Source organism: Chryseobacterium soldanellicola, assembly GCF_900100115.1.
Taxonomy (GTDB): Bacteria; Bacteroidota; Bacteroidia; order Flavobacteriales; family Weeksellaceae; genus Chryseobacterium; species Chryseobacterium soldanellicola.
The window spans coordinates 76,367-102,759 of the sequence record NZ_FNKL01000004.1 but is presented as its reverse complement, the minus strand read 5'-3'; the positions used below and the strand labels follow the sequence as shown (position 1 = coordinate 102,759).

Annotated in this window: 21 protein-coding genes; 9 read left to right on the top strand and 12 right to left on the bottom strand. The window is 36.8% G+C overall.

Features of this window, described 5'->3' with window-relative positions; genetic code table 11:
- The first annotated feature begins 37 nt into the window (after positions 1 to 37).
- From dinB to BLT04_RS14510, 3 genes are all read left to right on the top strand, one after another.
- Positions 38 to 1,183, top strand: coding sequence for a DNA polymerase IV (gene dinB, locus BLT04_RS14520; protein WP_089756519.1), 1,146 nt, complete (start codon positions 38 to 40; stop codon positions 1,181 to 1,183).
- Positions 1,184 to 1,193: 10 nt separating this feature from the next.
- Positions 1,194 to 4,247: a DNA polymerase III subunit alpha gene (locus BLT04_RS14515; RefSeq protein ID WP_089756518.1), complete on the top strand. Its 3,054-nt coding sequence runs from the start codon at positions 1,194 to 1,196 to the stop codon at positions 4,245 to 4,247.
- Positions 4,248 to 4,717: 470 nt separating this feature from the next.
- Positions 4,718 to 5,653, top strand: a complete 936-nt coding sequence (locus BLT04_RS14510) for a poly(ethylene terephthalate) hydrolase family protein (RefSeq protein WP_089756517.1) — start codon at positions 4,718 to 4,720, stop codon at positions 5,651 to 5,653.
- Between the two features lie 258 nt (positions 5,654 to 5,911).
- On the opposite strand, the gene xyl3A is transcribed toward BLT04_RS14510, so the two are convergent.
- The 6 genes from xyl3A to BLT04_RS19120 form a co-directional block, all read right to left on the bottom strand.
- A complete protein-coding gene (gene xyl3A, locus BLT04_RS14505; protein ID WP_228421974.1) occupies positions 5,912 to 8,539 on the bottom strand; it encodes a xylan 1,4-beta-xylosidase in 2,628 nt (875 codons plus the stop codon).
- 214 nt (positions 8,540 to 8,753) lie between these two features.
- Positions 8,754 to 9,059, bottom strand: coding sequence for a hypothetical protein (locus BLT04_RS18955; RefSeq protein ID WP_170828488.1), 306 nt, complete (start codon positions 9,057 to 9,059; stop codon positions 8,754 to 8,756).
- A gap of 569 nt (positions 9,060 to 9,628) precedes the next feature.
- The gene (locus BLT04_RS19130) at positions 9,629 to 9,850 is read right to left on the bottom strand and encodes a helix-turn-helix domain-containing protein (protein WP_317040702.1); all 222 of its coding nucleotides are present in this window, start codon (positions 9,848 to 9,850) and stop codon (positions 9,629 to 9,631) included.
- Positions 9,747 to 10,346, bottom strand: coding sequence for a hypothetical protein (locus BLT04_RS14495; RefSeq protein WP_317040708.1), 600 nt, complete (start codon positions 10,344 to 10,346; stop codon positions 9,747 to 9,749). Before BLT04_RS14495 ends, BLT04_RS19130 begins: the two co-directional genes overlap by 104 nt.
- A 267-nt stretch (positions 10,347 to 10,613) precedes the next feature.
- Positions 10,614 to 10,838 (bottom strand): SDR family oxidoreductase, encoded by a 225-nt coding sequence (locus BLT04_RS19125; RefSeq protein WP_317040701.1) that lies wholly within the window; start codon positions 10,836 to 10,838, stop codon positions 10,614 to 10,616.
- A gap of 100 nt (positions 10,839 to 10,938) precedes the next feature.
- The gene (locus tag BLT04_RS19120; protein WP_317040700.1) at positions 10,939 to 11,259 is read right to left on the bottom strand and encodes an SDR family NAD(P)-dependent oxidoreductase; all 321 of its coding nucleotides are present in this window, start codon (positions 11,257 to 11,259) and stop codon (positions 10,939 to 10,941) included.
- A 154-nt stretch (positions 11,260 to 11,413) separates the two neighbouring features.
- On the opposite strand from BLT04_RS19120, the gene BLT04_RS19065 reads away from it, so the two are divergent.
- The gene (locus BLT04_RS19065) at positions 11,414 to 11,668 is read left to right on the top strand and encodes an enoyl-CoA hydratase-related protein (RefSeq protein WP_228421973.1); all 255 of its coding nucleotides are present in this window, start codon (positions 11,414 to 11,416) and stop codon (positions 11,666 to 11,668) included.
- A gap of 196 nt (positions 11,669 to 11,864) precedes the next feature.
- On the top strand, positions 11,865 to 12,227 hold the full coding sequence (locus BLT04_RS19060) for an enoyl-CoA hydratase-related protein (RefSeq protein ID WP_228421972.1): 363 nt from the start codon (positions 11,865 to 11,867) through the stop codon (positions 12,225 to 12,227).
- A gap of 66 nt (positions 12,228 to 12,293) precedes the next feature.
- On the opposite strand, the gene BLT04_RS14480 is transcribed toward BLT04_RS19060, so the two are convergent.
- Positions 12,294 to 12,992: a LytR/AlgR family response regulator transcription factor gene (locus BLT04_RS14480; protein WP_089756514.1), complete on the bottom strand. Its 699-nt coding sequence runs from the start codon at positions 12,990 to 12,992 to the stop codon at positions 12,294 to 12,296.
- Entirely contained in the window at positions 12,989 to 14,077 is a 1,089-nt protein-coding gene (locus tag BLT04_RS14475; RefSeq protein ID WP_089756513.1) for a sensor histidine kinase, read from the bottom strand. The genes BLT04_RS14480 and BLT04_RS14475 overlap by 4 nt, the downstream gene beginning before the upstream one ends.
- A gap of 554 nt (positions 14,078 to 14,631) precedes the next feature.
- Between BLT04_RS14475 and BLT04_RS14470 the strand changes: the two genes are divergently transcribed.
- Both BLT04_RS14470 and BLT04_RS14465 read left to right on the top strand, forming a co-directional pair.
- Positions 14,632 to 16,794 carry a tannase/feruloyl esterase family alpha/beta hydrolase gene (locus BLT04_RS14470; RefSeq protein WP_089756512.1) on the top strand — a complete coding sequence of 721 codons (2,163 nt, stop codon included), beginning with the start codon at positions 14,632 to 14,634 and terminating at the stop codon, positions 16,792 to 16,794.
- A 104-nt stretch (positions 16,795 to 16,898) separates the two neighbouring features.
- The gene (locus tag BLT04_RS14465) at positions 16,899 to 19,250 is read left to right on the top strand and encodes a mechanosensitive ion channel family protein (RefSeq protein ID WP_089756511.1); all 2,352 of its coding nucleotides are present in this window, start codon (positions 16,899 to 16,901) and stop codon (positions 19,248 to 19,250) included.
- Between the two features lie 85 nt (positions 19,251 to 19,335).
- Here the strand turns inward: BLT04_RS14465 and BLT04_RS14460 are convergent, their stop codons facing one another.
- Positions 19,336 to 19,905, bottom strand: a complete 570-nt coding sequence (locus BLT04_RS14460; RefSeq protein WP_089756510.1) for a porin family protein — start codon at positions 19,903 to 19,905, stop codon at positions 19,336 to 19,338.
- Between the two features lie 263 nt (positions 19,906 to 20,168).
- Here BLT04_RS14460 and BLT04_RS14455 point away from each other — a divergent pair, with 263 nt between their 5' ends.
- A complete protein-coding gene (locus BLT04_RS14455) occupies positions 20,169 to 21,185 on the top strand; it encodes a DUF6268 family outer membrane beta-barrel protein (protein WP_089756509.1) in 1,017 nt (338 codons plus the stop codon).
- Between the two features lie 259 nt (positions 21,186 to 21,444).
- Here the strand turns inward: BLT04_RS14455 and BLT04_RS14450 are convergent, their stop codons facing one another.
- Positions 21,445 to 23,070 (bottom strand): AMP-binding protein, encoded by a 1,626-nt coding sequence (locus tag BLT04_RS14450; RefSeq protein ID WP_089756508.1) that lies wholly within the window; start codon positions 23,068 to 23,070, stop codon positions 21,445 to 21,447.
- A 423-nt stretch (positions 23,071 to 23,493) separates the two neighbouring features.
- Positions 23,494 to 24,573, bottom strand: a complete 1,080-nt coding sequence (locus BLT04_RS14445; protein WP_089756507.1) for a sensor histidine kinase — start codon at positions 24,571 to 24,573, stop codon at positions 23,494 to 23,496.
- Positions 24,574 to 25,706: 1,133 nt separating this feature from the next.
- Here BLT04_RS14445 and BLT04_RS19080 point away from each other — a divergent pair.
- Positions 25,707 to 25,838, top strand: coding sequence for a hypothetical protein (locus tag BLT04_RS19080; RefSeq protein WP_262484152.1), 132 nt, complete (start codon positions 25,707 to 25,709; stop codon positions 25,836 to 25,838).
- 113 nt (positions 25,839 to 25,951) lie between these two features.
- Here the strand turns inward: BLT04_RS19080 and BLT04_RS14440 are convergent, their stop codons facing one another.
- Positions 25,952 to 26,368, bottom strand: coding sequence for a pyridoxamine 5'-phosphate oxidase family protein (locus BLT04_RS14440; protein ID WP_089756506.1), 417 nt, complete (start codon positions 26,366 to 26,368; stop codon positions 25,952 to 25,954).
- Between the last annotated feature and the right edge of the window lie 25 nt (positions 26,369 to 26,393).

Sequence of the window (26,393 nt, the reverse complement as noted above, 5' to 3'; positions counted from 1 at the left end):
TACAAATTTTGTTTAAAAACGTGACTAAGTTTGCAGAATGGAAAGAGCAATTGCACATATGGACCTGGACACATTCTTTGTCTCCTGTGAGCGGCTGAAAAACTCCGTCTTGGAGAAACAGCCTGTGATCATTGGAGGTGGGGACCGTGGTGTGGTGGCATCATGCTCCTATGAGGTTCGGAAATTTGGGGTGCGTTCAGCGATGCCGATAAAAATGGCATTGAGGCTATGCCCTGAGGCAAAGGTCATCAAAGGAGATATGGAATATTATTCCAATATGTCGCATCTGGTGACCGAGGTCATTCAGGAAAAAGTACCGGTGCTGGAGAAAGCCAGTATTGATGAATTTTATCTTGACCTTTCAGGAATGGACCAATTCTTCGGATGCTTTCAATGGACCAATGAGATCGCAGATGCTGTTCAGAAAAATACAGGTCTGCCGATCAGCTTTGCCCTTTCCACCAATAAGACGGTATCCAAGATCGGGACCGGTGAATCAAAACCGACAGGCAGACTGGAGGTCAGGGCTCCCCATATCCAGAATTTTTTAAATCCCCTATCCATCAAAAAGATCCCGATGGTCGGCACCGAAACTTTTAATCTGTTCTCCAGATTGGGCGTTAAAACAATACAAACCCTTAGTGAGATGCCTGTCGAGGTCCTACATCAACTGATCGGAAAAAATGGGACGGTACTTTGGAAAAAAGCCCATGGCATCGATGATACACCCGTAGTGCCCTATTCTGACAGGAAATCAATATCCACCGAAGATACATTTTCTGAGGATACGATCGATGTTCATCAGATCAGAAGCATTTTGTCGGGAATGGTCGAAAAGCTGGCCTATCAGCTAAGGCAGGAAAAATGGTTGACCTCTACCGTCACCGTCAAGATCAGGTATTCCAACTTTGACACAGAGACAAAACAGTGCAAGGTTCCGTACACTTCTGCCGACCATACTCTGCTCAGGGCAGTGCTTGAATTGTTCAATAAAGTATATACCCGAAGAATGCGGATCCGTCTGATAGGCATCCGCTTCACCGGTCTTGTGCACGGGAGTCATCAGATGGACCTTTTCGAGGATACCGAAGAATTGATCTCCCTTTATCAGACCATGGACAGGATCAAGAACAGATTCGGGACTTCCAGCATCAGCAGGGCGTCCGGGTTTTTAAATAAATAAATATAGCATTATGTTTCTCAATTGCCATTCTTATCACAGCCTTCGGTACGGCACCATTTCCATTGAGGATCTGGTACGGAAGGCTGTGGATCTGAATATTAGAACACTGGCCCTGACAGACATCAATACGGTGACCGGGATCTATGATTTTTATAAGCTCTGTGAGAAGAATTGTATCAAACCGATTGTCGGCGTTGATGTCCGCGTTGAAAATGAACAATATTACATTTGTCTCGCTAAAAATGCTAAAGGTATTGCGGAAACGAACCGGCTTTTGACAGATCATAACTGTGAAGGAATTGAGATCCCTAAAACGAATCCTTCCCTAGAAAATACTTTTGTCATCTATCCTTTGGAGAACATTCCTGAGAAGCTGCTGGAATATGAGTTCATCGGTATAAGAGAGAATGAATTGAACCTCTTGGTAAGGCCTGAGCTGAAAAAATTGATTGACAAGATGGTCATTCTCTATCCGATAACCTTTAATGGGACTGAGGAATATGAGCTGCACAAGATCTTAAGGGCGATCGATGGAAACACTTTGATCAGCAAGCTCACAGAAAATGACCATTGTCAAAGTACCGAGATATTTGTTGATAAGAAAAAGCTTTTAAGTGCTTATAAACTTTATCCCCAGATCATTGAGAACACAAAATATCTGGTCAACAGCTGCAGTTTTGATTTTGACTTTTCCACGCCTAAGAATAAGAAGCATTTTACAGACAGCAGGGAAAATGATTTTAAGCTGTTGAAAGAATTAGCTTATGAAGGTCTTGAAAGAAGATATCCTGACGGTGATGCTGATGCCAAGGCAAGGGTTGAAAAAGAATTGGGCGTTATTGATCAATTGAATTTCTGCGGGTATTTTCTGATTACCTGGGACATCATCCAATACAGCAACCGGATGGGATTCATGCACGTCGGGCGTGGAAGTGGTGCCAATTCCATTGTCAGTTACTGTATTGGAATTACGGATATATGCCCTTTGGAACTTGACCTTTATTTTGAACGTTTTTTAAATCTCAACCGGAAAACTCCACCCGACTTTGACATAGACTGGAGCTGGCAGACCCGCGATACCATCCTTGAGTATATCTTCCAAAGATATGGCAAAGACCACGTTGCCTTTTGCGGAACGAATGTCGAATTCAAATACAGGTCGATCTTCCGGGAGGTCGGAAAGGCATTCGGACTACCAAAGGAGGAATTGGATATTCTGGCAGGAAGACCAATGGATCAACGTGATGATAACTCTGTATTCAGATTGGTGCATCATTACGGGAAAATGCTGGAGAAATATCCTAATCAGAGAAGCATGCATTCCTGCGGGATCCTGATCTCAGAGGAACCTATCACCCATTATTCTGCATTGGAGATGCCGCCCAAAGGCTTTCCTATCGTGCAGTTTGATATGCATACGGCGGAGGCTATTGGTTTGGAAAAATTTGACATCTTATCCCAGAGAGGTCTGGGAACGATCAAAGACACGGTCGACCTCATTAAGGAAAAAAGAGGAATCACAGTAGATATCAAGGACACTACCCTGTCGAAAAATGAGGCCAGGTGCAATGAATTCCTGAGCATCGGCAAAACGATAGGATGCTTTTACATCGAGAGCCCGGCCATGCGCGGATTATTGAGAAGACTGAAATGTGAGAACTATAAGGTTCTTGTCGCAGCCTCCTCTATTATCCGTCCGGGTGTGGCACAGAGTGGCATGATGCGGGAATATATCTTCAGGCATAATAATCCTGACAAGTTCGAATATTTCCATGTGGTCTTTGAAAAGGAACTGGGCGAAACTTATGGTATTATGGTCTATCAGGAAGATGTGATCAAGATCGCATTGCACTTTGGCGGCCTGTCCGCTCCTGACGGAGATGTTCTTAGGAGAGCGATGAGCGGCAAAGGTCGCTCTCTCTCGGCCCTTCAAAAAGTGAAGGACCATTTCTTTGAATCCTGTAAAGAATTGGGGCATCCGGAACAACTATCAAAAGAAGTTTACAGACAGATCGAATCGTTTGCCGGTTATTCATTCTGCAAGGCGCACTCGGCCTCGTACGCAGTAGAAAGTTATCAGAGTCTTTACCTAAAAGTGTACTATCCCATCGAATTTATGGTCTGTGCCATCAATAACGGCGGTGGATTTTATAGGACGGAAGTTTATGTCCACGAAGCAAAGATGTCAGGGGCTACGATCTGTAATCCGTGCGTCAACCTGAGTGAATTACAGACAACAGTCTACGGGACCGAAGTTTATCTGGGATTGATGCATATTGAAAAACTTGAAGGAAGGATCGCACAGATGATCCCTGAAGAAAGGAAAAATAATGGTGATTATATTTGTCTTGAAGATTTTGTCAAAAGGATTCCGATCGGCATTGAAACATTGCAGATATTGATATTCATCGGAGCTTTCCGTTTTACCGGAAAACAAAAACATGAATTGCTCATAGAGGCCAGGTTTCTGATGGCAGGAAATAGACCTGACAATAGGCAGCTGACTTTACTTGATGAGCCCAAAAAAGAATATCAGCTGCCTAACATACAAAGGGATCCGTTTGAAGATGCCTTTGACGAGATCGAGATCCTTGGCTTTCCCGTATCTTTCAGCCCGTTTGATCTATTACAGACCAGATATAGGGGAACCGTTATGGCCAAAGACCTCACGAAATTCCACAAAAGGCAGGTGAAGATGTTGGCCTATCTGATTTCCAGAAAGCATGTTCCTACTAAAAGAGGAGCTATGTTTTTCGGAACCTGGATAGATGTTGAAGGTGAATACTTCGATACGGCACATTTCCCCAACTGCCTGGAAGAATATCCTTTTCAGGGCGGCGGCTGTTATCTCTTGTTGGGAACGGTCGAAGTTGATTTCCATTTCCCCACGATCACCATCACAAAAATGGCAAAGATGCCACTGATGGCTGACCCAAGATATTCAATGGATAAAGAAAAATCACTGGAAATGGAAAGGAGCCTTAGGGAAGACTTGAGTATGACTTCAAGAGAACCATATCCACAGGAATTTGAGGTCGGATTGCCGAGAAAAAAAATGAATTAAAGTATAAAACTTAAATTTATTGATACGTATGACTAAGCGGAATTTTACAAGAAAAATTGAGATAACCAAAACTTCAAAGGTATATTTCTGATTTGAGCAGCAAAAATTGTCAAATTATGATCTGGTACAGATGATAAAAAACTCGTCTTACAAAATCTGCGGTCGACCAATCATTTCACCTTTTTGATCGATAAATTATGTATGGTACATCAAATGATACCGCTTCGCTATAGTTGTACATCAAAGTCTAATACAGTCTCTCTAAATCATCTCATTTGGTATAGAATTTTTTACTCTTTGTGTAGTAATTTCTTTAGAAAACAAACTGATTACTACATTTGCAATTATATTACGACTTGTATTTTATTTATCATTTTCCTTTACTTACTTCTAACATTAATCTAAACGGTCGGCCCCTGATCTCATAGATAGATATAGTAGCAACTGTAATTTTATTAAAATTTTTATGCATGAATATTATAACTAAAATACTGTTGATTGCAACAGTTTTAACACAGCTATTAATTGTTAATTCTTGGGCTGGTCCTTCAGTTTCCGTAGGAGACCAGAATAAGATAGAGACCAGAGCTCAGATTGAAAGGAAATATACAGCATTTGGTCCTGACCAGGTAAGGTTTAGCTATTATCCTGTCAACAAAGCCAAGTATACGAATATTAAAGTTTGGTACCCTCAGGATCTTCAAGATGGTAACAAATCATATCCTGTTGTAATATTTGCCAATGGTACCGACGTAATAAATAGTTCTTATGAGGAAGTATTTAAACATCTGGCTTCATGGGGCTTTATTGTGATCGGAAATGATGATAAATCTTCTTGGAGTGGTGAATCTTCAGCTGAGTCCTTAGATTTAATATTATCAGAGAACAGTAATAAGAATAGTATTTTTTATCAGAAAGTTAACGCCAAGCAGATTGGAATCTCAGGGCATTCACAAGGAGGTGTTGCAGCAATCAATGCTGTTACGAACCAGAAAAACGGACAATACTACAGCTCTATTTTTGCAGCAAGTACACCAAAGCATGCGCTGGCTGTTGGATTGAAATGGTCTTACGATATTGATAAAATTAATATTCCATACTTTGCAGTTGCAGGAACTGGTGGTTTTGACGCGGGAAAAGAAAAGGATGCCAACAGTGGTATTGCTCCTTTATGGTCTATGAGAGAAAACTTTTACCATTTGCGTTCAAGTGCGGTCGCCGTCATAGCACGACGAAAAGATGTTGACCACGGAGACATGCTTTTCAAAGCGGACGGATATATGACAGCATGGTTCTTGTACACTTTGCTTGGAGACCAAACAGCCGCCAAGGTTTTTACAGGAATTAATCCTGAGATTACGAATAATGATCTTTGGCAAGATGTCAACATTAAAAATTTAAGATAAGGAAAGTCCGGACCGCAATGGTTCGGATTTTTTGCTGATAGTACGATCAATAGGAAATGCTTTTAAAATAGGAATAACTGTAGTTTATAGTGGCAGTTTTCTTATAGTCTTCAAATAACTGCAGTAAATGGAGGCTGTGTTAGCAACTTTATCAACCACTTTTAACAAGGTAGCCACTAAGAGGAACGATGATCTTGATCTATCTAGGAACTTTGAAATCGACGTTCAATATCCATTCCTCAAGGCATTTATTAGAAATTACCTAACTTTTAACCTTATTTGTTTTAAGTCCTTTTTGATTGAACTTTTGCCAACTTCTATTCTGTAATCTCCACTTTGCACTACCATGTCGCTTACATCCTCACTCCACCATTTTAATTCCTTCTCTCCAACCGTAAATTTTACTGAAACGGTTTCACCACCTTTAATGAAAACTTTTTTTACAGCTCTTAAATTTCGGATTGGACCTTTTGAATCATCCATTTTTTTTACGTACAATTGTACTGTTTCAAAGCCATTGACATTGCTGACATTGGTAACCGGAATTGTAATCTCGACCGAATCACCTTTACTTATTTTTCTTTTCTCTGCTTTAATTTTTCCATACTTAAAATTGCTGTAGCTCAGACCATACCCGAACGGATAAAGTGGCTCACTACGAAAATACCTATAGGTGCGACCTTCCATATCATAGTTTTCAAAATCGGGAAGCTGATCAATATTTTTATAAAAAGTGATAGGAAGACGTGCCGAAGGGTTGTAGTCTCCGAAAAGAACATCCGCCACTGCCTTTCCACCTTCCTGCCCCGGATACCACGCCTGTATAATTGCCGAACTGTGCTTCGCTACTTTTCCCAAAGCGATCGATGACCCTGAACAGTTGATAAACACAATCGGTTTTCCTGTCTTATGAAGTTCTTTAAGAAGATTCAACTGTACCTCTGGAAGATTAATGTCTGTACGGTCACCTCTTTTAAATCCGGGGAGATCAACACCCATCTCTTCTCCTTCCAGCAATGGAGAAATGCCGCCTGCAAAAACAATGATATCCGAATCTTTTATTTTATTTAAAGATTTTTGATAATCAACAGCCTCATCGTACCCAATATCAAAATTAAGTTGGGCATCCCCGCTACCGTGTGCAAAGATGATTTTTATAGCATAGGATTTTCCACTTTCTACTTGAAAACTGTGGTTTAATTTTCTGGCTCCGTGTCCTGTTTTTGCTTCTTTCACTAACTTATCATTCACCATAACTTGCACCTTTCCATTCACGTACAGTTGAAGGGTCACCTCTCCCGATTTTGTGGGTTTAAATACCGTTTCATATTCAGCTGAAAAACCGGTCAGCTCAACACTTGGTGCAAAAACAGTATTGCCAGATGTACAGAGGTTAAAAGGATGCCCGAGATTCTGCATAACCTTTGGTGAACCTTTAGTTTCCGTGTTATTCCAATATTTTGCATTAACTCCCTTTTGATCTTTAAAGGAACATTCAGCATAAGCACTTTCAAAAACAGTATTCTCGACCAGTCCTGTACCCTGTTCAAAAATTACATTCGACGAATTTTTTGAAGTTGACCTTATTCCATCCAGAATGGTCACGGTTCTTTTTGGGGTACCATTGTAATTTCCCCATTGCATCACAGGATCATTGGCATTCGGACCCATCACGGCGATTTTAATTCCGTCTTTCTTAAGTGGGAGTGTATTATTTTTGTTCTCTAATAACACGATTGATTTTCTGGCAGCTTCTAAAGCAAGTTTTGCATGCTCCGGAGATGCGATAACAGAAGGATTAATTTTTGACCAACTAACATCTTCCAGATCATCCATCTCACCAAGTCTGAATCTTGCGAGCAATAATCTTCGTACCGATACGTCAATCTCACTTTCTTTGATATCGCCGTTCATTACTGCCTCCTTCAGCTTTTTATAGCTGGAACCGCACTCCAGATCAGTTCCACTCAATACCGCAGCAGCTGAAGCTTTAATTGCATCATTATGGGTTTTGTGGGCATTTTCTTTATAGAAGTCGGCAATAGCTCCACAGTCAGAAACCACAATTCCTTTAAACCCCCACTCTTTTCGTAATATCTGCATTAACAGCTGGTTGCTGCCACAGCAGGGTTCGCCTTCAAAACGGTTATACGCACACATAACCTCCTGTACGTCACCAGATTTAACCAGTTCTTCAAACGCATGAAGATAAGTTTCATAAAGATCACGAGGTTTAATATTTTTAGCATCGAATGAATGTCGGTTCCATTCAGGACCTGAATGTACGGCAAAGTGTTTGGCGCACGCGTGGACCTTATCATATTGATCGGTAAACCGTGGCCCCTGTAGTCCTTTAACTGCCGCCACACCCAGCAATCCTGTCAGATAAGGATCTTCACCATACGTTTCTATGCCCCGTCCCCATCGTGGATCCCTTAAAATATTGACTGTCGGAGTCCACATGGTCAAGCCCTGATAGCGTTCGTAATTTCCTTGTTTTGCGAAAATGGTATTCTTAGCTCTGGCTTCGTCTGAAACCGCACTGAACACCCGATAGACAAGATTTTCATCAAAAGTCGCGGCCATACCAATAGGTTGTGGAAATACCGTCGCCAACCCTGCTCTTGCTACTCCATGTAACGATTCATTCCACCAGTTATACTTTTTTATACCAAGCCTTTGAATAGGGCTTGAAGAATCCTGCATCAGACTTATTTTTTCTTCAAGTGTCAGTCTTTTTAAAAGATCATCTGCTCTATATTCGAATCCTACCATTTTATCCTCGTAGGCATATTGTTGAGAGTGAAGATGTCCAAAAAATAAGCATAGCAACACGAGGTATGATATCCTCTTAATAAATTGATCTACCAATAAAATCGATTTCATAATCTAAAATTTTTTAATCTTGCTTTTATTAATCATCTCCTTAAATTCCTCATTGATTGATTTTGATGAATATATAGCAACTTTGATAATTACCAAGGAATATCTACATATAATATTCTCGCTCATCAACAAATTTACAGATTGGAAATTCTATAGATCTGTAGTATGAGCTTAGAATTTGTCAATAATCCCAAATTCAATAACCCATCCGAATTTACTGCAAAGGTACGGAATCACTTGTAGATAATGGAACAATTGTATTTATAGTGGTAGAAGTCACAGGGAGAGCTGCTAAAGTAATATCTAATAATGATACTCTAACACCATCAAATCTTTTTTGCTCCCAAATGGTGGTGTTTTTTCGTAATCCCAGACTTCGCCCGCCCAGAGCCTCTAAGTTGATCCCAGATTCAAATTGTATCTCATAATTTACAGCATAAAGTCCAGATCTCTGTATGGTATAGGCACCATTAATGAACGCTGTTGGATCACCAAATTTCGTATCTGAAGATCCTGTCAAATTTATTTTCTGCCACCCCCCTATTCCCAAGTTTATCAATGACCAAGACCCATTTTTGGTACCATAATAGGCTGTTGCCTGACCATTAAAAATATAAAATTATCTAAAATATCTTATTTCATGACTCTAACCTTTGATGGGAAAGACACATGTTCCTAAAATTGAATCGGTAACCAGTAGATCATCAAACAGGTTATTGGTTCTTGTAAAAGCATTATTTTTGCTGACAATGCCGAAGAGTGGCCAAATTATCTTACGACATTTATGAATAGCTGAATAAGGGCAAACCCTTTAAGCGTTTATATGAATGGTATGCCGACTTGCATCCAAATCTTTTATCACTTTTACATATAACACTTCTTCCATTGATGAAAAGTTGCAGGATATCAGATCTGACTAATTCTAAATTTGGTAAAGTATAAAAAGAAGATATTTGATTTTGAAAAATAAAAAAATTGAAGAATAATCTCGCCAATTTTAACATGTAGCTTGAATTTTTCTCCAATTTTTGTCAGCATATCTAATGTCTCAGTACATATGATAGCTTATCCAGATAAGTTTCTCTCTCATCAATTAAACGAGCTTCTGAAATCTATAGGCGATAAATTTGTTTTATTCTTAAATAATTTAGAGAAGCTCTGACTGTGCTCAAATCCCAGTTGAAAAGCTATTTCAGAAACAGTCAGTTCAGTAGTTGATAATTTTTCTTTGGCTTTGTGGATCAGCTTCTCGTGAATATGCTGTTGCACAGTCACACCTGTAAGTGATTTTAATAAACTGCTCAAATACATAGGAGATATATTCAGAGATTGAGCCACACCTTGAACCGAAGGCACCCGGATGTATTCTCATCATTAAAAAATCTTCAATTGTTTTTTCGACAGTAGCTAAAATACTATGAGTGTTTAAAGCGCATGTCAGAAATTGCCTCTGGTAAAAACGCTTCGAATAGTTCAGCATTGTTTCCAACTGGGAAACAATTATGCTTTGGCTAAATTTATCTATGTTGGCATTGTATTCTTGTTCAAGATTTTTCACGATGGTATTTAGCGTTGCATCTTCCCTTTCAGACAGAAACAATCCTTCATTTACAGCATAATCAAAGAATTCATAATGACTAATATTTTTTCCAAGTGAAGTATTCCATAAAAAGTCAGGATGTATCATAAGCACCCATCCGCTTTTATTGCTGGCAATTTCTTCAATCTTTTCAATTCCAAAAACCTGATTCTGAGCAATAAAAAACATTACTCCATCATCGAAATCGTAATGACTTTGCCCATACATAAATTTAGCATCAATGCTGCGTTTTATGGAAATATGATAGAAGTCAAATACAAAATTTTTGTGGTTTATATCCTGGGAGCATTAAAAAGTTTCATAATTAAATACACTTATAAGAAGATGCTGAGGCGAAGGCATTCTATTCATCTTATGAAATTCAGAATTGATTTTACCCTATGTACCTGATGGTGTCTCATATTACAAATTTACAATTATCAGATCATCATTCCTCCGGAGATCTCAATTCTTTGTGCGTTAACCCACCGAGCTTCAGGAGTACAAAGAAAAGCTAACCACACCTCCATCCTCAGGTTCAACAACACGTCCCAATGCTGTGACTACAGCTACTGCATTTCTTTTGTTTCCATCAGTTTTTGTGGAACCTCCTCCAAATTCAGTCGCAATAGCTCTGGGAGCAATACTGTTGACCGTAATTTGCCTGCGTCCTAACTCCTTAGCCAGACAACTTGTGTAGGTTTCGATTGCTCCTTTCATGCTTGCATAAGCAGATACGTCAGGAAAGAAACCCTGGTCAACCCGGACGAAACATTTATAATTCTACCTCCATCATTAATTAGTGGAAGCAATTTCTGTGTCAAGAATAGACACCATTAAAATGAATATTCATTAGTGTGTCAAACACCTCCTCAGTTGTGTCCCTTACGGAACCATAAAGGCCTACACCTGCATTGTTAATCAGATAATCGAAGTTTGGTGAGCCCTCGTGTTCCAATAAATGCTCACTTATCTGAGCAACGAAACTGTCAAAGGCTTTTGTGCTACCAAGGTCCAATTGGTAAGCGATAGCTTTTTGACCAAGCGATAAAACCTCAGATACAACCTTATCTGCTTCGCTCTTATTACTATGATAGGTAAAAATAATATTGTTACCTTTTTTTGCCAGAATGATAACCATATCTCTGCCAAGTCCATAAATAATGAAGACAAATGTCTTCTTCTAAGTCCTCTGGAATAATCAAATTTGTATAAGTTTTTAAACAATTAAATCATCCAAAATGAATACACAAAAAGAAACGGGCAAAAATCTCGCACAATAACAAAACTATAAATTGATAAACGTAGAATTTACCAATGGTGTAGCATATCTTACACTTAATAATCCGCCTATTAATGTTCTAAATGCCGTTCTAATTTCAGAACTTAAAGAATTTGCAGAAAAAGTGGCTTTAGACAAATTCGTAAAGGTGATCGTCTTTCAAAGTAGTAACCCAGAGTTCTTTATTGCCCACGGAGATATGAATTTTGTAACTGATCCGGCTTCCTTTATGAATCTGGCAGACAGTGAAGGGGGATCCTTTGTTTAACCCAATGCAGAAACTTCATGAGCGCCTTCGCAACCTTCCCCAGATAACTATTGCCAAACTGTCGGGATGTGCAAGAGGTGGTGGTAATTAATTGGCTATGGCGCTTGATATGCGTTTTGCAGTATCTGATAAAACCTGGCTTGCGCAGTCCGAAGTATTGATGGGAATAATTCCCGGAGGAGGGGGAACGTAATATTTGAGTAAACTGACCGGAAGATCAAGGGCGCTTGAGATAATTTTAGGAGCAGAATTGCTTGATTCGGCAATGGCCCAAAAATATGGTATAATCAATAGGGCAATTCCGGAAGAAGAAATCGATTCATTTGTATCAACTCTTGCAAACCGAATGGCAGCACTGCTTTCTGGTGTTATCGATGCAGCAAAAAATGCAGTGAATGCAACTTTTCAAAACACAAATGGAATTATTACAGAAAGTGCAATGCTGTGCAAAGTATTAGCAAAACCTGCAGCTGCTGCCAGGATGATTACTTCTACGGAAAAAAGTGCTCAGACTAACGAAGGCGAATGTCAACTTAAAAAAATCCTCAACAAAATTTAGTTGTGTCAACTATCTAATAAAATCTCCTGTTTAAATAATCGGGAGCTTTTTTGCACCACAGATTCATCATGAATTATAATTGTTGATAAAATCATTCAGATATCTGCTTCCTATATTTATTTCATGTTCTCCGATGTATACTGCATTATTATCATATGAATCTATTGCAAGATGATTGACGACATAGCTTTTACTGATTCGGGAAAACACTTTCTGTGGTAATTTCGAATAAATGGTCTTGAGATTCATCCAAGTAATACATCTGTTGGTCTTTGTGTAAATGATCACATAATCCTTAAGTGCCTCAATATATAAGATGTTCTCGTGTAAAATCTTGTAGTTTTTCCGATCTGCACGTACCATTATATAATTTTCCTCCGTCTCTTCAACACTTGCCTTATTATTCATTAGCATATGATGATAATTAAATGCCTTAGTGACAGCTTTATGAAAGCGGTCTTCTAATATCGGTTTCAATAAATAGTCAACAGCATCAACTTCATAGCTCTCAAATGCATACTGGGAATATGCTGTAGTAAAGATAACAAGTGTATGTGTCGGTATTGATTGCGCAAATTCAATTCCGCTCATACCTGGCATCTCAATATCAAGAAATATAAGGTCGACCTTATTCAACTTCAGATATTCAGAGACAGCAGCGGCACTCTTAAAGGTCCCCAATAGTTTCAGATCTTTGGTCGATAAGATCAGATCTTCCATGCCAAGACGTGCAAATGGTTCGTCATCAATTACAATACAATTCATAGTGGTAGTTTTAGACTTGCAATGTATTCGTTTTCGTTACAAGAGGAATTTAAATAAAAATTGTCGTTGTATAGCAGTTGTAATCTTCTTTCTAGATTTAACAGACCAATACCAGAACTCTTCGAGTTCCGATTCGTAAATATAGGAATCGAATTAGTACACCAGAAACAGAACTCATTATTTTCAATGGAGAATCGAAGATCTATGTAAGAACCTTCGGAGGGATCAGCGCTATGTTTGATAGCGTTTTCCACAAAGACCAGTAAAATATTTGGAGGCAAAATTACATTTTTAATATTTTCTTCCTCATAATTGATAGAATAGTCGAAATCATCCCTTCGCATCGCCTCCAAATTCAGGTAGTCAGTTAAAAATTTGATCTCGCCCGAAAGGGCAGTTTCTGTATGGTTATTCTCATATAACAAATGTCTAAGAAACTCTGAAAATCTCACTATAATATTGGAGGCCTTTGCAGGGTCTTTTCTAGTGAGAACATTGATATTGTTAAGCATATTAAATAAAAAGTGAGGTTGAATTTGATGTCGCAGTGCGTTAAGTTCGCTTTCCAACGCACGCCTTTCCAGCTCATTGATCTTTTCAATGTCACTGATCCATTTTTTGAAGAATTTAACAGACGTGGAAGATAAAATTATTAACAAAAGAAATATGGCGAGTACAATGGTCTGCAGAATAACAAAGGGTTTTTCCTGAACTTTGACAACCCTGTGTGGCTCTAAAACAAATACATGAAACAGATAGATCACCATACTACCTGCTAAATTCAACAGGAGAAGACCTATCCCATATATCACTATTTTTTTCTTAAAAAGAAACTCGGGTACTAACCAATAGAGATTACTATAGAACAACGATAAAAGAATCACATAGGTAAATATCCATTGATAATGATCATATACTCCTCGGAATGTATTAGGTTGTCTTGCGACCCACATAAATATTCCCAGCAGAGCAACAGCCACGCCATTTCTCATCAGAGAATATTTAGGGCTAGTTATGAATTTTCCTATCTTATAAAATATAGCTATTTCCCCAATGGAACGGTTGGCCATTACTTTTTCATCCATGAATGTAGTTCAATAAATAAAGGTCTTCTCACCATTTCAAATCTATCTAACATGCTATTTTTCAAGACTTATTAACCTTTGAATAAAACAACTACAAATTTAAATCTATTGACACATACTACAAAATAAATTATATGAACCATATAATATACTATACGAAAACAATTTTCTCAGTACTTAAAATTTAGAATCCAGCATTAGATTTTAAAGGCATGCATTTTTTCAAGAAGTAAGAATGTCCAAATTGAAAGAACATATTATAAAAACTTGAGAATTCATTCTTAAAATTTAAGTGAGCAATCATAAAAATCTTGGAAAATAATCGTCTTTTTAAACTATTTAACATTGCTGAAAACATTGCAAAAAATCCGCCGTCTTACAAGGAATATGTAAGACGCAGAATTATCAATCTGGTGAGATTTAATGGTCCATCTTTCTCGTATTTGCTAGTTTTAACGATTACGTATAAGAAAAACTACGCTTTGTATAGTAATCTTTAAAATGCGCAGTAAAGGAATTACTATTGCAAACATCAAGATTAAATTTAAAAAAATATGAAATCAACATTTTATTTATTTTGTAGTATCGTACTACTTGCAGTATCGCAGCGGTCATATGCCCAGTCAACCGACCAGGTCATCAACCAGTATATTGACGCCGTAGGAGGTAGGTCAAACCTTTCCAAGATAAAATCAATGTCAATTGAAAGACAATCCGAGATCAATGGGATGAAGGTCACGTCCAATGAAACAATACTGATCGGTACTGGCTACAGGAGTGAGATAAATTTGGGTAATATATATCAAACAACAGAAACTTATAATCCAAAAGAGGCATTTATTTCAAACCTTATAAGTGGTAACAAATCCACACAGAACATGCCAGATGCAAAGTATGCTGCCGGAAAAGATAAAATTTTCTCTACTATGGGTTTACTTTTGAAGTATAAGAATCTTGGGTATACAGCTGAGACCTTAGGCAGCGAAAGATCAGATGGAGCTGAATTGGTGAAAATCAGATTGACCAGCCCTGCAGGTGTAGAATCCTTGTATTATTTCAACAGGAAAACCTATCTATTGATAAAATCAATAACAATTTTAAATTCATTTGGTCTTAAAAAAGAGATGATCAGCCAATACGATGATTATCGTCAAATACAGAACATCAAATATCCTTACAGGTTATTATCAAACAACAATGTAGCAGGATTATTTCTATCGAGCGAGATCACAAAAATAGAGATTAATCAGTCAATTAATTCGAAAATATTTGAAAGACCTGCTGGCCAGTCGGAAAAAATTACGACAAACCAATTTGAACCGATCTACAAGAACATCATGCCCACCTGCCAATGTGAGGACCTGATACAATTCAAGGTGCCTAATACCAAGATTATTTTTGCAAAGCGAGAGTCAAGCGATAATTCTTGTCGTGTTACAGCCATAGTCAACCATCCACCTTTCAATGATAGTGTGACTGTTTTTCTAGCTTTACCCCAAGATAAATGGAATGGACGTTTCCAAGGTACTGGCGGAGGAGGTTTCCAAGGAGGTACTTCAGAATCATTAAATCAACCCGTGACACAAGGATTCTCGACAGGAAGTACAGATGGAGGTCATCCTGATGCGAGGGGAACGTTCGCATTTGACGAAAAAAATAACCGTTTTGATTGGCAGGCCATTCGTAATTTTTCACATGTCGCTATTCATGATATGACGACCTTAGGCAAGATTATTACCGAGAAGTACTATGGAAACACTCCGAAATATTCCTATTTTGTGGGAGGTTCCAATGGGGGGCGACAGGCCATGGAATCAGTACAGAGATATCCTCTGGATTACAACGGGGTCATTGCTGCTTGCCCCGCTATTTATTGGAATCACTTCTTACTTGGATTTTTATGGCCTACTGCCGTCATGAACGATGCAAAGCATTATGTATCCAGAGAAAAGCTTGCAGCAGTTACCCAGGCTGTAATTAAAGCTTGGGATGACAAGGATGGTGTAATAGACGGTGTGATCGAAGATCCTTTGAAATGTAAATGGGATCCTCAGGAGTTTGTGGGAACAAAGGTTGGCAACGATCTATTTACTATTGCCGATGCTGACGTAGTACGACAGATCTGGGAGGGACCAAAAACCAAAAGGGGCGAATTTTTGTGGTATGGGTTGACCAAGGGAAGTAATCTTTCAGATTATGCTTTTACTTCAGGAATTCCTCTAAAAGCGATACCTAACGGACTAATTGATGATTGGGTAAAGTATTTTTTGATCGGAGATCCTAAATTCGATCTTGGTACTGTGGACATTAATGAATTTGAGAAACTATTTATTCAATCTGTTGAGCAGTACTCCTATCTCTATCAGACCTCTAATACTGATCTTAGCACTTTTAAAAATAACGGCGGCAAATTAATTATTACACATGGCCTTGCAGATAATATGATTCCACCACAGGGCTCCATACAGTATTATAATACCTTAGTTGCAACAATGGGATCATACAAGAAAACGGCAGAATTTTCCAGATTATTTTTATATCCCGGACTGGACCATTCTTTTTTTGGACTAGGTGCTTCAACAAACCAAAATGAGTTCTTTAAAGCTCTAGTAAAATGGACTGAAAAAGATTCTGCCCCTGAGTTTTTCGAAGCACAGACCATTGACAATCCTTCTGTTAAAGAAAACGTAAAAGTAAAAATATATCCTTTTAAATGAACCATTACTGAAATTATTAAAAATTTCAAATAACAAAAAACCCAAGAACTTGATGCGGGATAATCCAGTGGTTATTCCGCATCAATGTTTTAAAAACCTATTATATGAAATATAAAAATTATGTACTTGGAGTACTAAATGCAAAATATTTACTATTCATCATAATACTTTTTCAGGCCGCAAATAATCAATCACAGGCGCAAAACAAAAATGACAATAAATATCTACGATCATCCGGTCTTTTTTCCATCAGAGAGATAAGTGACATTAAGATGAAAACTTATATTAGTCATATTGAAAATGCATTCTTAAAGATCAGTGAAATACAAGCGGAAATCTCTATTCCCGAGAATTTCCAAAAAACCGAAAATATGGTCTCGATGATCGAGACATTGAAAACAATTGATTCCTCATTTAAGCTTAAGACGCCAATTAATCCGAAAGACCTTCAACTTTATCTGAAAATACTGAAAAATGCCGATGAGCAAAGAGATAGGATAAAACGTGTCAATAGCAGATCAGATACTCTGTTTAGGTCTGCACGTAAATCGCTCTACGAAATTGCTGACGATACGATCCTCAAGGAGATGGCAGATGAATTAGGATCTAAAAATATAGATAAACTTCAACCGCTACGTAGAAAATGGCAAAATACTGACAGTATCATCGCTGAAAAAATAAAATTAATCGATGAGCAAAGTATGCAACTATCTGTAATTAATATAAAGATCAAAGATCTTCAGAGACAATCAACAGAGCGTTTATTTGAAAGCAATATAACATCGTTCAAAAAAACGGATCTGCACGACGATAATAAGGAGGATCAGAAAATTTCATTGAGCCAATCTAAGATCAGTACGAAAATTGTAGGCTTATATATCAAAGAGAATTTATTTCTATTTACAGTATTTCCGATTATAACCATCTTCACTGTCTATTGGTGGACTCGTCGAAAAATACAATCTGTAAAAGACAATCTTTACCAAAGTCCTTTTCAATCGTACCTTCTCCATAACATCCTCACACATCCTTTCGCCAACATTTTTTTCCTGGCTATCAATTTAATACCTCTATTGGATATTAACACTCCATCGTTTTACCACTTTTTTATAGTATTATTATCAGTAACGATGTTTTTCTATTTGCTGCATCGAAAGCAAAGGCGTTGCTTTATATGGTATTGCATCGGTTCTCTTTTGATCTATTTAGCTATTATGATTTGTAATAATAACCCCAGCACTTTACTCTATAAAGTATTATTGTCTTTTATCAACGTTGCTGTTTCAATATTGGTAAGCTATGTAATCTTAAAAGAAGAGTTATTGCAAAATTTCAGAAGGAGATACCGCATTATAGCATTTTTATCCATTATTCTAATGGTCTTTTCTTTAGCATGCATTTTAGTTGGTAGAATGCTGATCGCATATAACATCACCTATGCTACTATTGTTTGTATTTTACAATTGGTCACTCTTTTCATCGTTAAGGGTACTTTTTTAAACCTCTTAAAACTACAAATGATCCATAGAAGAGTCAAACTACATTACGAGAACCACGTCGATACCTCTCGGATGGAGAAAAATCTAACAACGCCTCTAAATCTTGTAATCTATTTCTTTTGTACCGCAGGTTTTATTAATAATCTTAATCTTCTGGTGGCAGTTGAGTCCATTATTGATGTGCTCATGTCTATGCCTATAAATATCGGAAGCATTCATATTACAGCTGGCAGCATTATTTATTTTGTTTTCATTGTTCTTTTGGCACACTTCTTAAAAAATCACATTGGATATGTATTCGGTAAAACCGGAATTGAGGAGGAGGATGATAAATTTGAACAATCCAGTTTGGTCATTACACGTTTGCTAATTATTTGTTTGGGCTATGTGATCGCTGTAGCAGCTTCTGGACTTCCAGTTGATAAGATCACTATAGTGCTGGGTGCTCTAAGTGTGGGAGTTGGTATGGGCTTCCAAAATATTGTGAACAATTTTATTTCCGGTATTATTTTATTATTTGAGAGACCTTTGAAAATCGGTGATAATGTTCAGGTCAATGGTAGATCTGGAAGGGTTAAGGAAATGGGTGTTAGAACTAGTACCTTACAAACTGATGAAGGTGCTGAGATCATCATCCCCAATGGAACTATCCTGTCAGAGGACATTACCAATTGGTCGTACACAAACAACAGGAGGAGAATAGAACTTCCTTATAATATCGAGACAGAAATCGATCCTCTTCAGCTTGAGCAATCGATCGTTCAAATTTTTGAAAGAGAGGATTCTGTTCTGCCCTTTCCCAAACCATCTGTCCTGTTCGATGAGATTTCAAATAATACTTATAAAATAAGGATTCATTTCTGGCTTAAAGATAGTGGCAATGTTGAACAAATAAAAAGTTCCATTAAAAGCCAGCTGTTTTATCAATTGCACAACAAAAACATTCACATCCGATAGAAAATATCTTGTTTTGCAGTACGCAAAACAAGATCCGTCCATATATTAAGGGGACGGATCTCTATTAACTAAACTATACTGAAATCTAGAAGATTTTTACTCCTAGACCTAACTGTATCTGTCGACTATGAGCTTTATCTCCAATATCACTAATACTCGAAAACCCCCATATGTATCTCGCATAGATAAATAGTGGCCTAAAATTGATCTCAGCACCGGCGACCATTCCAAAATCCGTCTTTTTAAAAAGCCTTTTGGAATTATCAAGTATCCCCTCCTCACCATTAGCAAGAAAACTAAATTGTGGTCCTCCGACAAAGGTTATCAAGCCAGAACTATTGATGCGCAGAAGGACAGGTACGGAAACATAATTGAGTCTTTTTCCTCTGTCGAAAGTGTTTGTTAGTACCGAGGAATAACGCTCCTCCACTTTTGTGTTTGACTGATTGAATTGGACCTCAACTTGCAGACCTAGACTATTTGAAAAATCATAATAGGCAAATCCACCCAACTGATAGCCTAATTTAAAACGGTCATCAAAAGATTCACTATCGATCTTTGCAAGGTTAGCCCCAGTTTTTGCACCAAGATGTAATTGTGCTGATGTCGACGACAAACCAAATATTATTGATGCGCCTAAAAAAAATCTCCTCATGTTCAAACTATTTGCACAAATATATGTTGGTATAACTTCAAATTTTTTTTTACTATACCAAACCAATAAATTTCTATATCAACTCTGCTGCTAATAAATATTATAGTGATCGGAATGTATATTTGTTCGATATCTGTTTTATACTTGAAATTTAGTCGCTGAAAATCATTTTAAATATTTTGTATAAAATATAGGTGGGTTCGTATAGTATCTATTTTTTGCTGAACTAAGTTTTGTTAATTCGCAAAACAATAAGATATAGAATGAAAATGAGAGAATGGATCAAGACGACAAACTTTTTTTTAATATTGGCTCCCCTAAGTACTTTAGTTGCGCAAAGGAATAACCCAATCGATAGCACAGATCTGAGAAAAAGTGCTGTGATATTTGTCGCAGATAAGTTTGCCCAAGCAAGGCTTATAGATCTGTCCTATACCTACCTTCCTCCTTTTTCATTTAGAAACACGTCAAACGAAGGAATAAAGTCACTTGATCGTGCAAACAAATTCAGACAATTAAATTTCAATGCCAATGTTCCGATTCTCGCTGGTAAGAAATGGCTATTTAACGGCACTCTTGGTTATAGACAAACAAATTTGGATTTTGATCTTGAAAAGACGGAAAAGGATACGTTCTCGCTTGACCGCAGTTTTCATTATTTCAGTTCGTCCGCTAATGTAAATTATTTTTCTACCCTTTTCAATAAAAAAATTATCTATACCGCAAGTGTTGTATTGGACGGTAGTGACAGGAGACCTGAAAGGATCAAGGGATTTGTGATGGCCTCAATGGTATTGAGATCTGATGATAGGACCAAGATGACGGTTGGAGCGGCATTGGGGTTAGATCCCGGAAATCCAATATTTCCTTTTATGCCACTATTTACATATGAGCACAAGCTGACCCGAGATTTCTTTCTAGATTTTGTCTTTCCACAAAGTGTATTTGTCAGGACCTATATTACTGACAATGCTAGACTGTCTTTGGGTTCAAATCTCGATGGAACACAGTTCTACCTCTATAAATTGGATGGCAGTAAACAAACTTACGAGTACCGGCAGCTGGACATAAATTCTGGATTGGTATATGAGCAAGGAATCGGAAAGTATTTTGTTTTAACAGCAAAAACTGGTCTAAAGATGATTGCATCTGGCAGAATATTAAAAAAACAAGATGTCTTTAAAGACTATATTTATGAATTCAAGCCAGATCCAACGTTTTATTTCAATATTGGCATTTCATTCAATCCGTTTTCAATGCTGAAAAGCTCTCATAAATAAGATCTTGCTATTGATTATCTAAAAAATTATTCCAGCTGTTATCTTATTAAAAAGCAATTTTTAATCGTCTTAATCGAAAGCAATGTGTGATCATAATTTTTATGTTTGCTTCTTATAAAGATTTCAAAAGATATAAAAATGCAAAGTGAAAGTTCAACCGATTCTACTCCATGTAAAGGAGAATCGGTTCTAACTAACAAAGTTTTAGATAACGGAGAGATCATTTCCAATGGATCAGTCTTTATCATCTATTGCTATATCACATCTGCTGCCTAAGAATGAATCTTTGAATTTTCCCACTCGGGGTTTTAGGTAGTTTGGGAACAAATTCGATCTCTCTAGGATATGCATGTGCTGCAAGTCGCTTTTTAACAAAGGTACTTATCTCGATCTTTAATTCTTCTGAACTTTTAAAATCATGCTTAAGTACTATGAATGCCTTTACAATTTCTGTACGTTCGTTGTCAGGTTTCCCAATTACCGCAGCTTCTGCTACGGATGAATGCTCAAGAATAACGCTCTCAACGTCAAAAGGACCAATACGATATCCTGATGACGTGATAACGTCGTCTATCCTACCAATGTAGGTCAATAGCCCATCCTCGTCCTGTTCAGCAGAATCTCCCGTGAGATAATATATACCCTTCAATGATTCCGTTTCAGATCTTGAATAACCTTTGAACCAGAAAAGGGGTGACTTAGAAATGTCAACAGCCAAATTTCCAGGAACGTTCGGTGACACAGGTTGATAGTTATCATCCAAAATCACTACCTTATAACCGGGCATTTCAACGCCCATACTTCCATCAATTTTCTTATGATCCAAAGCATGGTGATTATTAATTATCATTCCAGTTTCAGACTGTCCATAATGATCAAAAATGTTCACATCCATAGTGTTATTGTACCACATAATAACATCTTTAGTCAGAGCCTCCCCTGCACTACTTATGATGCGCAGGCTGTTATTACTTATATTCACATACTTTTCCTTGACCGCATTCATAAGTAACCTAAATGCAGTCGGAGATCCTGCAAGATTGGATACTTTGCACTCACTAATAATTCTGAATGTCTCCTCCGCACTAAAACTAGCCTCGGAAAGTATGAAAGAGTTGCCAAGCAGTAATGGTCCAGTTACAGAATAGTATAGGCCATAAGCCCAGCCTGGATCTGCCAGGTTCCAAAAAATATCATTCTTTCTCAAATCGATGCCAAATTCCATATAAACTTTGATAGATGCCATAGCACTTAAAGGAATATCTATAGCTTTAGGAAGTCCGGTCGTGCCTGAGGTTGAAAGCATCAAGAAAGCATCGCTACCCCTTCTCTCAACAGGCTTAAAAAAACCTTCCATTTTTGAGATCTCATCTCGGTAATTTAGGTAACCAGAGAATATTTGGTCATTATCTCCATTTGTAACTACGCAGATTTTAGTCTTCAATGCTAAATCTGTTAATTTTGTGCTATTGTTACTGTCAGTAAATAGCATTTTAGCGTCACTACTTTCGATCCGATGCTGTATTGCCTTCGGACCGAAAGCAGCGAATAATGCCTGATAGACGGCTCCCACCTTCCATGCTCCAACCATGATAAAAACGAGTTCGGGAATCCTAGGCAACATACATGCTATCACATCCCCAGCTCCAATACCCTGAGACAATAGAAAATTAGCTACTTTGGATGATTCTTCCATCAGTTTTTTATACGTTATAACAGACTTTGATCCAGCTGCAGAATAATGATAAATGGCAATCTTTTGATCATTGCAGTGACGGTCACAGCATTCGATACCGGCATTAATAAAATTATCAAAATCACCGTTGAAGGTCTTTTTGATTTCTGTAATATCAAATGCTTCATAAAATTCCTTATAAGATCTCATATTTTTTTTTAAAAAATACTAAGATTTTCTCTTCTAAAAAACACAAATAAATAAACTGAAAGACAGGGTAATGGTAACACACTATATATTAACATATTAACAATTAAAAACTATACGTAATTTGGATTTTACTATACATTATTCCTAAAGGAACAGTATTGAAAGACAACTATCTATTGAATTATAATTTCAACTGCAAGAAACAAAATATCAAATTTTATTCACCTGATTAAATAATAAATACTCTAGTAATTTATAACGATTTTTTTATATTGGAAAATAATGGATTTGTTTAACAAAGTATATCTGGAATACATACAGTTTAGTACTTATAATTTTTAGAATGATCAGGACGTAATGGTTTATATAACGTGATGAAATTTTAAAGTATGGCTGTGTAATCTGCCCCAAAAACTGTAACAATTATAAATGAAGTTTTAATGACACTCGATATTCATTTTCTTCGTTATTTGCCTCAAAAAAGAATTTATCTCCATATAAAAGTTCAAGTGTTCTATGAAGGTTGGCAAGTCCGATACCACCCGCTATATCGTTAGATAAATTTTGAGATGATAAAGAGTTGGTGATTTGAAAATGAAAATAATTATCTTGGTTTTCAATGTTAATATGTATATAGGAATCCCCTAAAGCATTGGCACTATGCTTAACAGCATTTTCCACTAATATCAATAAAATATTTACTGGCAATTTAATTCCTTTTATATCTTCCTCACAATATTTAAAACTGTAATCAAAATCATCTCTCCTTAAATTTTCCAGAGACAAATAGTCCTGTAGAAATTTTATCTCCCTTGATAAATAGGTTACTATCCTATTATCTTCATACAGAAGATATCTTAGAAAATCGGATAATTTGTCAATGACCAAAGAAGCTTCCTTTGGATTATGATTAGTCATAACCTTAATGGTATTGAGCATATTAAATACAAAATGTGGACGGATCTGATTTCTGAGCGCTGCGAGCTCATTCGTCATTGATTTTTTTTCAAGTTCAAAAATCTTTATCGAATCACCCATCCATTGCTGCAAAAATTTTATTGCAGTTGTGCTCATTATAACAGGAAGAAGAATGTAGAAAAATAAAAGGGCTTTTATAAAAACCAAATCTTTATTTTCCAAAGTCTTGTTCCTATGATTTTCAAAAACAAATAAATGTACAATATAAAATAGCCAACTGAAGACAAAGACACACCCTAGTAATGCTAAAAGATAATTTGTTAGCTTTTTTTTATACATTATCTTAGGCACTAAAAAATACATATTGATATAAAGCATTAATAAAATTAATACTGCTGTCATTAACCATTCGAGGTGATCATAAATTCCTTCGTACTCTCCTGGAATCTTTCCAATCGCAAAAAAAGTCAGTACTGCAACTACGCAAATAAGATGTCTGTAAAAAATAAACTTCTTTGCAACAATAAACTTGATAAGTTTATCGCCATTAGATTTTGCTATTGATAAATTTTCATTGTTTTCCATGTAAGATTTTTCTGAAAATAATTAGTTAGGGTTTAAATCAGTGTAAAATATGAAAGATATTGTATATATGAAAGTATAATAAAAAATAGGAAGGTTTTATAAATTGTACACATTCCGAACATTTTATTGCTGATTTGCACAGTAAAGAAATCCTAATACCTTCTTTATGTTCTGTTTTATGCATACTTCCACAAACGTGAAACAATAAACTGCGGAGATAAAATTTTTCTTTAATAACTAGCACTATTTGTATTCAGTTGCTTAATTTTGATGCAAATATTCTGTTGTGTATTATTGCATTTCACCCCACAATAACTAAGAAATATCAAATTTATAATTATAACTTTTACTAGACGAAGTAAAATAATTCGATTCTGTAAACCTTCCGCTGATTATAAAAATCTTATGCCATAAATGTCCAGGTTTATTAAAGATTTCCAAATAATCTCCAAAAGCTCCTTACCTTTTGTCAGAATGAAACAGAAAGTTTGTGTTCAACAGACCAAAAGTCTGTGAAATTAGAAGACTCAACATCTTTCTTTGTCAAAGTTTCGCACTACTTTACTGTAATCCACTGCGGAATTTCCATCAAGGGGACAAAGGATGATATTAGGAAATCAGGAAGCCAAAAAGGGATTGTCGAACGTTGAAATGTATTTATTTTAAATTCAAGTACATAAAATATGATCTAAACTCTTTTAATTAATTAAGAATTTTAACCATAGAATTGAAGACAAATGCATATAGGTGCAAAGAAAAAACGATTTAAGAATTGTAACAGGAAAGTATAACTCACGACTTATATCCAAAGTTTAAAAAATGAAAAAATGAAAAGAACACCAAAGAGAAATGGCCTCATTTTAATGATAGTTGGAACGTTTACAGTCGCAACTTCACAAATCATCACCCATTTTGTAAAATTACCAGACTTAGCCCAAGGTTCGTTCATCGGAATCGGAATTGGTCTTTTACTACTGTCGGTAATTTTGCTGAATTTTAGAACATCAAAGTAAAAAGCACAGGCGATGGAAGTGTAATATTCTAATACTGTAATCGAAGTAATATATGGAATCTAAACAGGATTGGCATTAAATATGGATGATTTACAATATTAACCTTTAAATTTATTTACAATGGGAATTAAGCCAGGTCCAAAAAAAGTGGCGGAGTCAACAGGTAAATTAGACCAACGCCAGAGAGATAATAAGGAGACTCCAAAAAACAAAACCGCTTTGAAACCTCATCACCATAAAAAAGGTGATTAGATAAAGCATACTAAAATTTTAATTTCATGACAAATCCCGACATTCGTCGGGATTTGTGTTATTCAATAGGTTGATTCTCTATTCCATTTTAGTTCATGAATAATAACATAAGACTATGCGGTGTATTCACCTTCTTCCTCTTTATGCCAGAATCGCACCCTGCTTGCATGCACTTTGATCAGGCAGATGCCTGGAGTATCGACGCCTTCCGGAAACCATTGGTCAAGGTCTTCAACCCATTTTTCTTTAAGTGTGTCCTTATCCTTAATAATTTCACCTGTACCGGTACATTCGATAAATAACATATCATCAGTCTGGTATATAAGATTGACATGATGATTTTTCATGATCTGGTCGACCTTATGGCTGTCCTCATAGGAAAAGAACCAGGAGTCGCCGTCATACTCAACTTTACCGTTGTTGCTCATAGGCCTTGAATGGGAGACCTGTTTTTCGTCCTGCGTGACCATCATACAGAAATCAAGGTTCTTCATTCTTTCTGCAATGGTTTTCAATGATGCTTTTTTCATAATAATGATATTTTGGTTTAGTGGT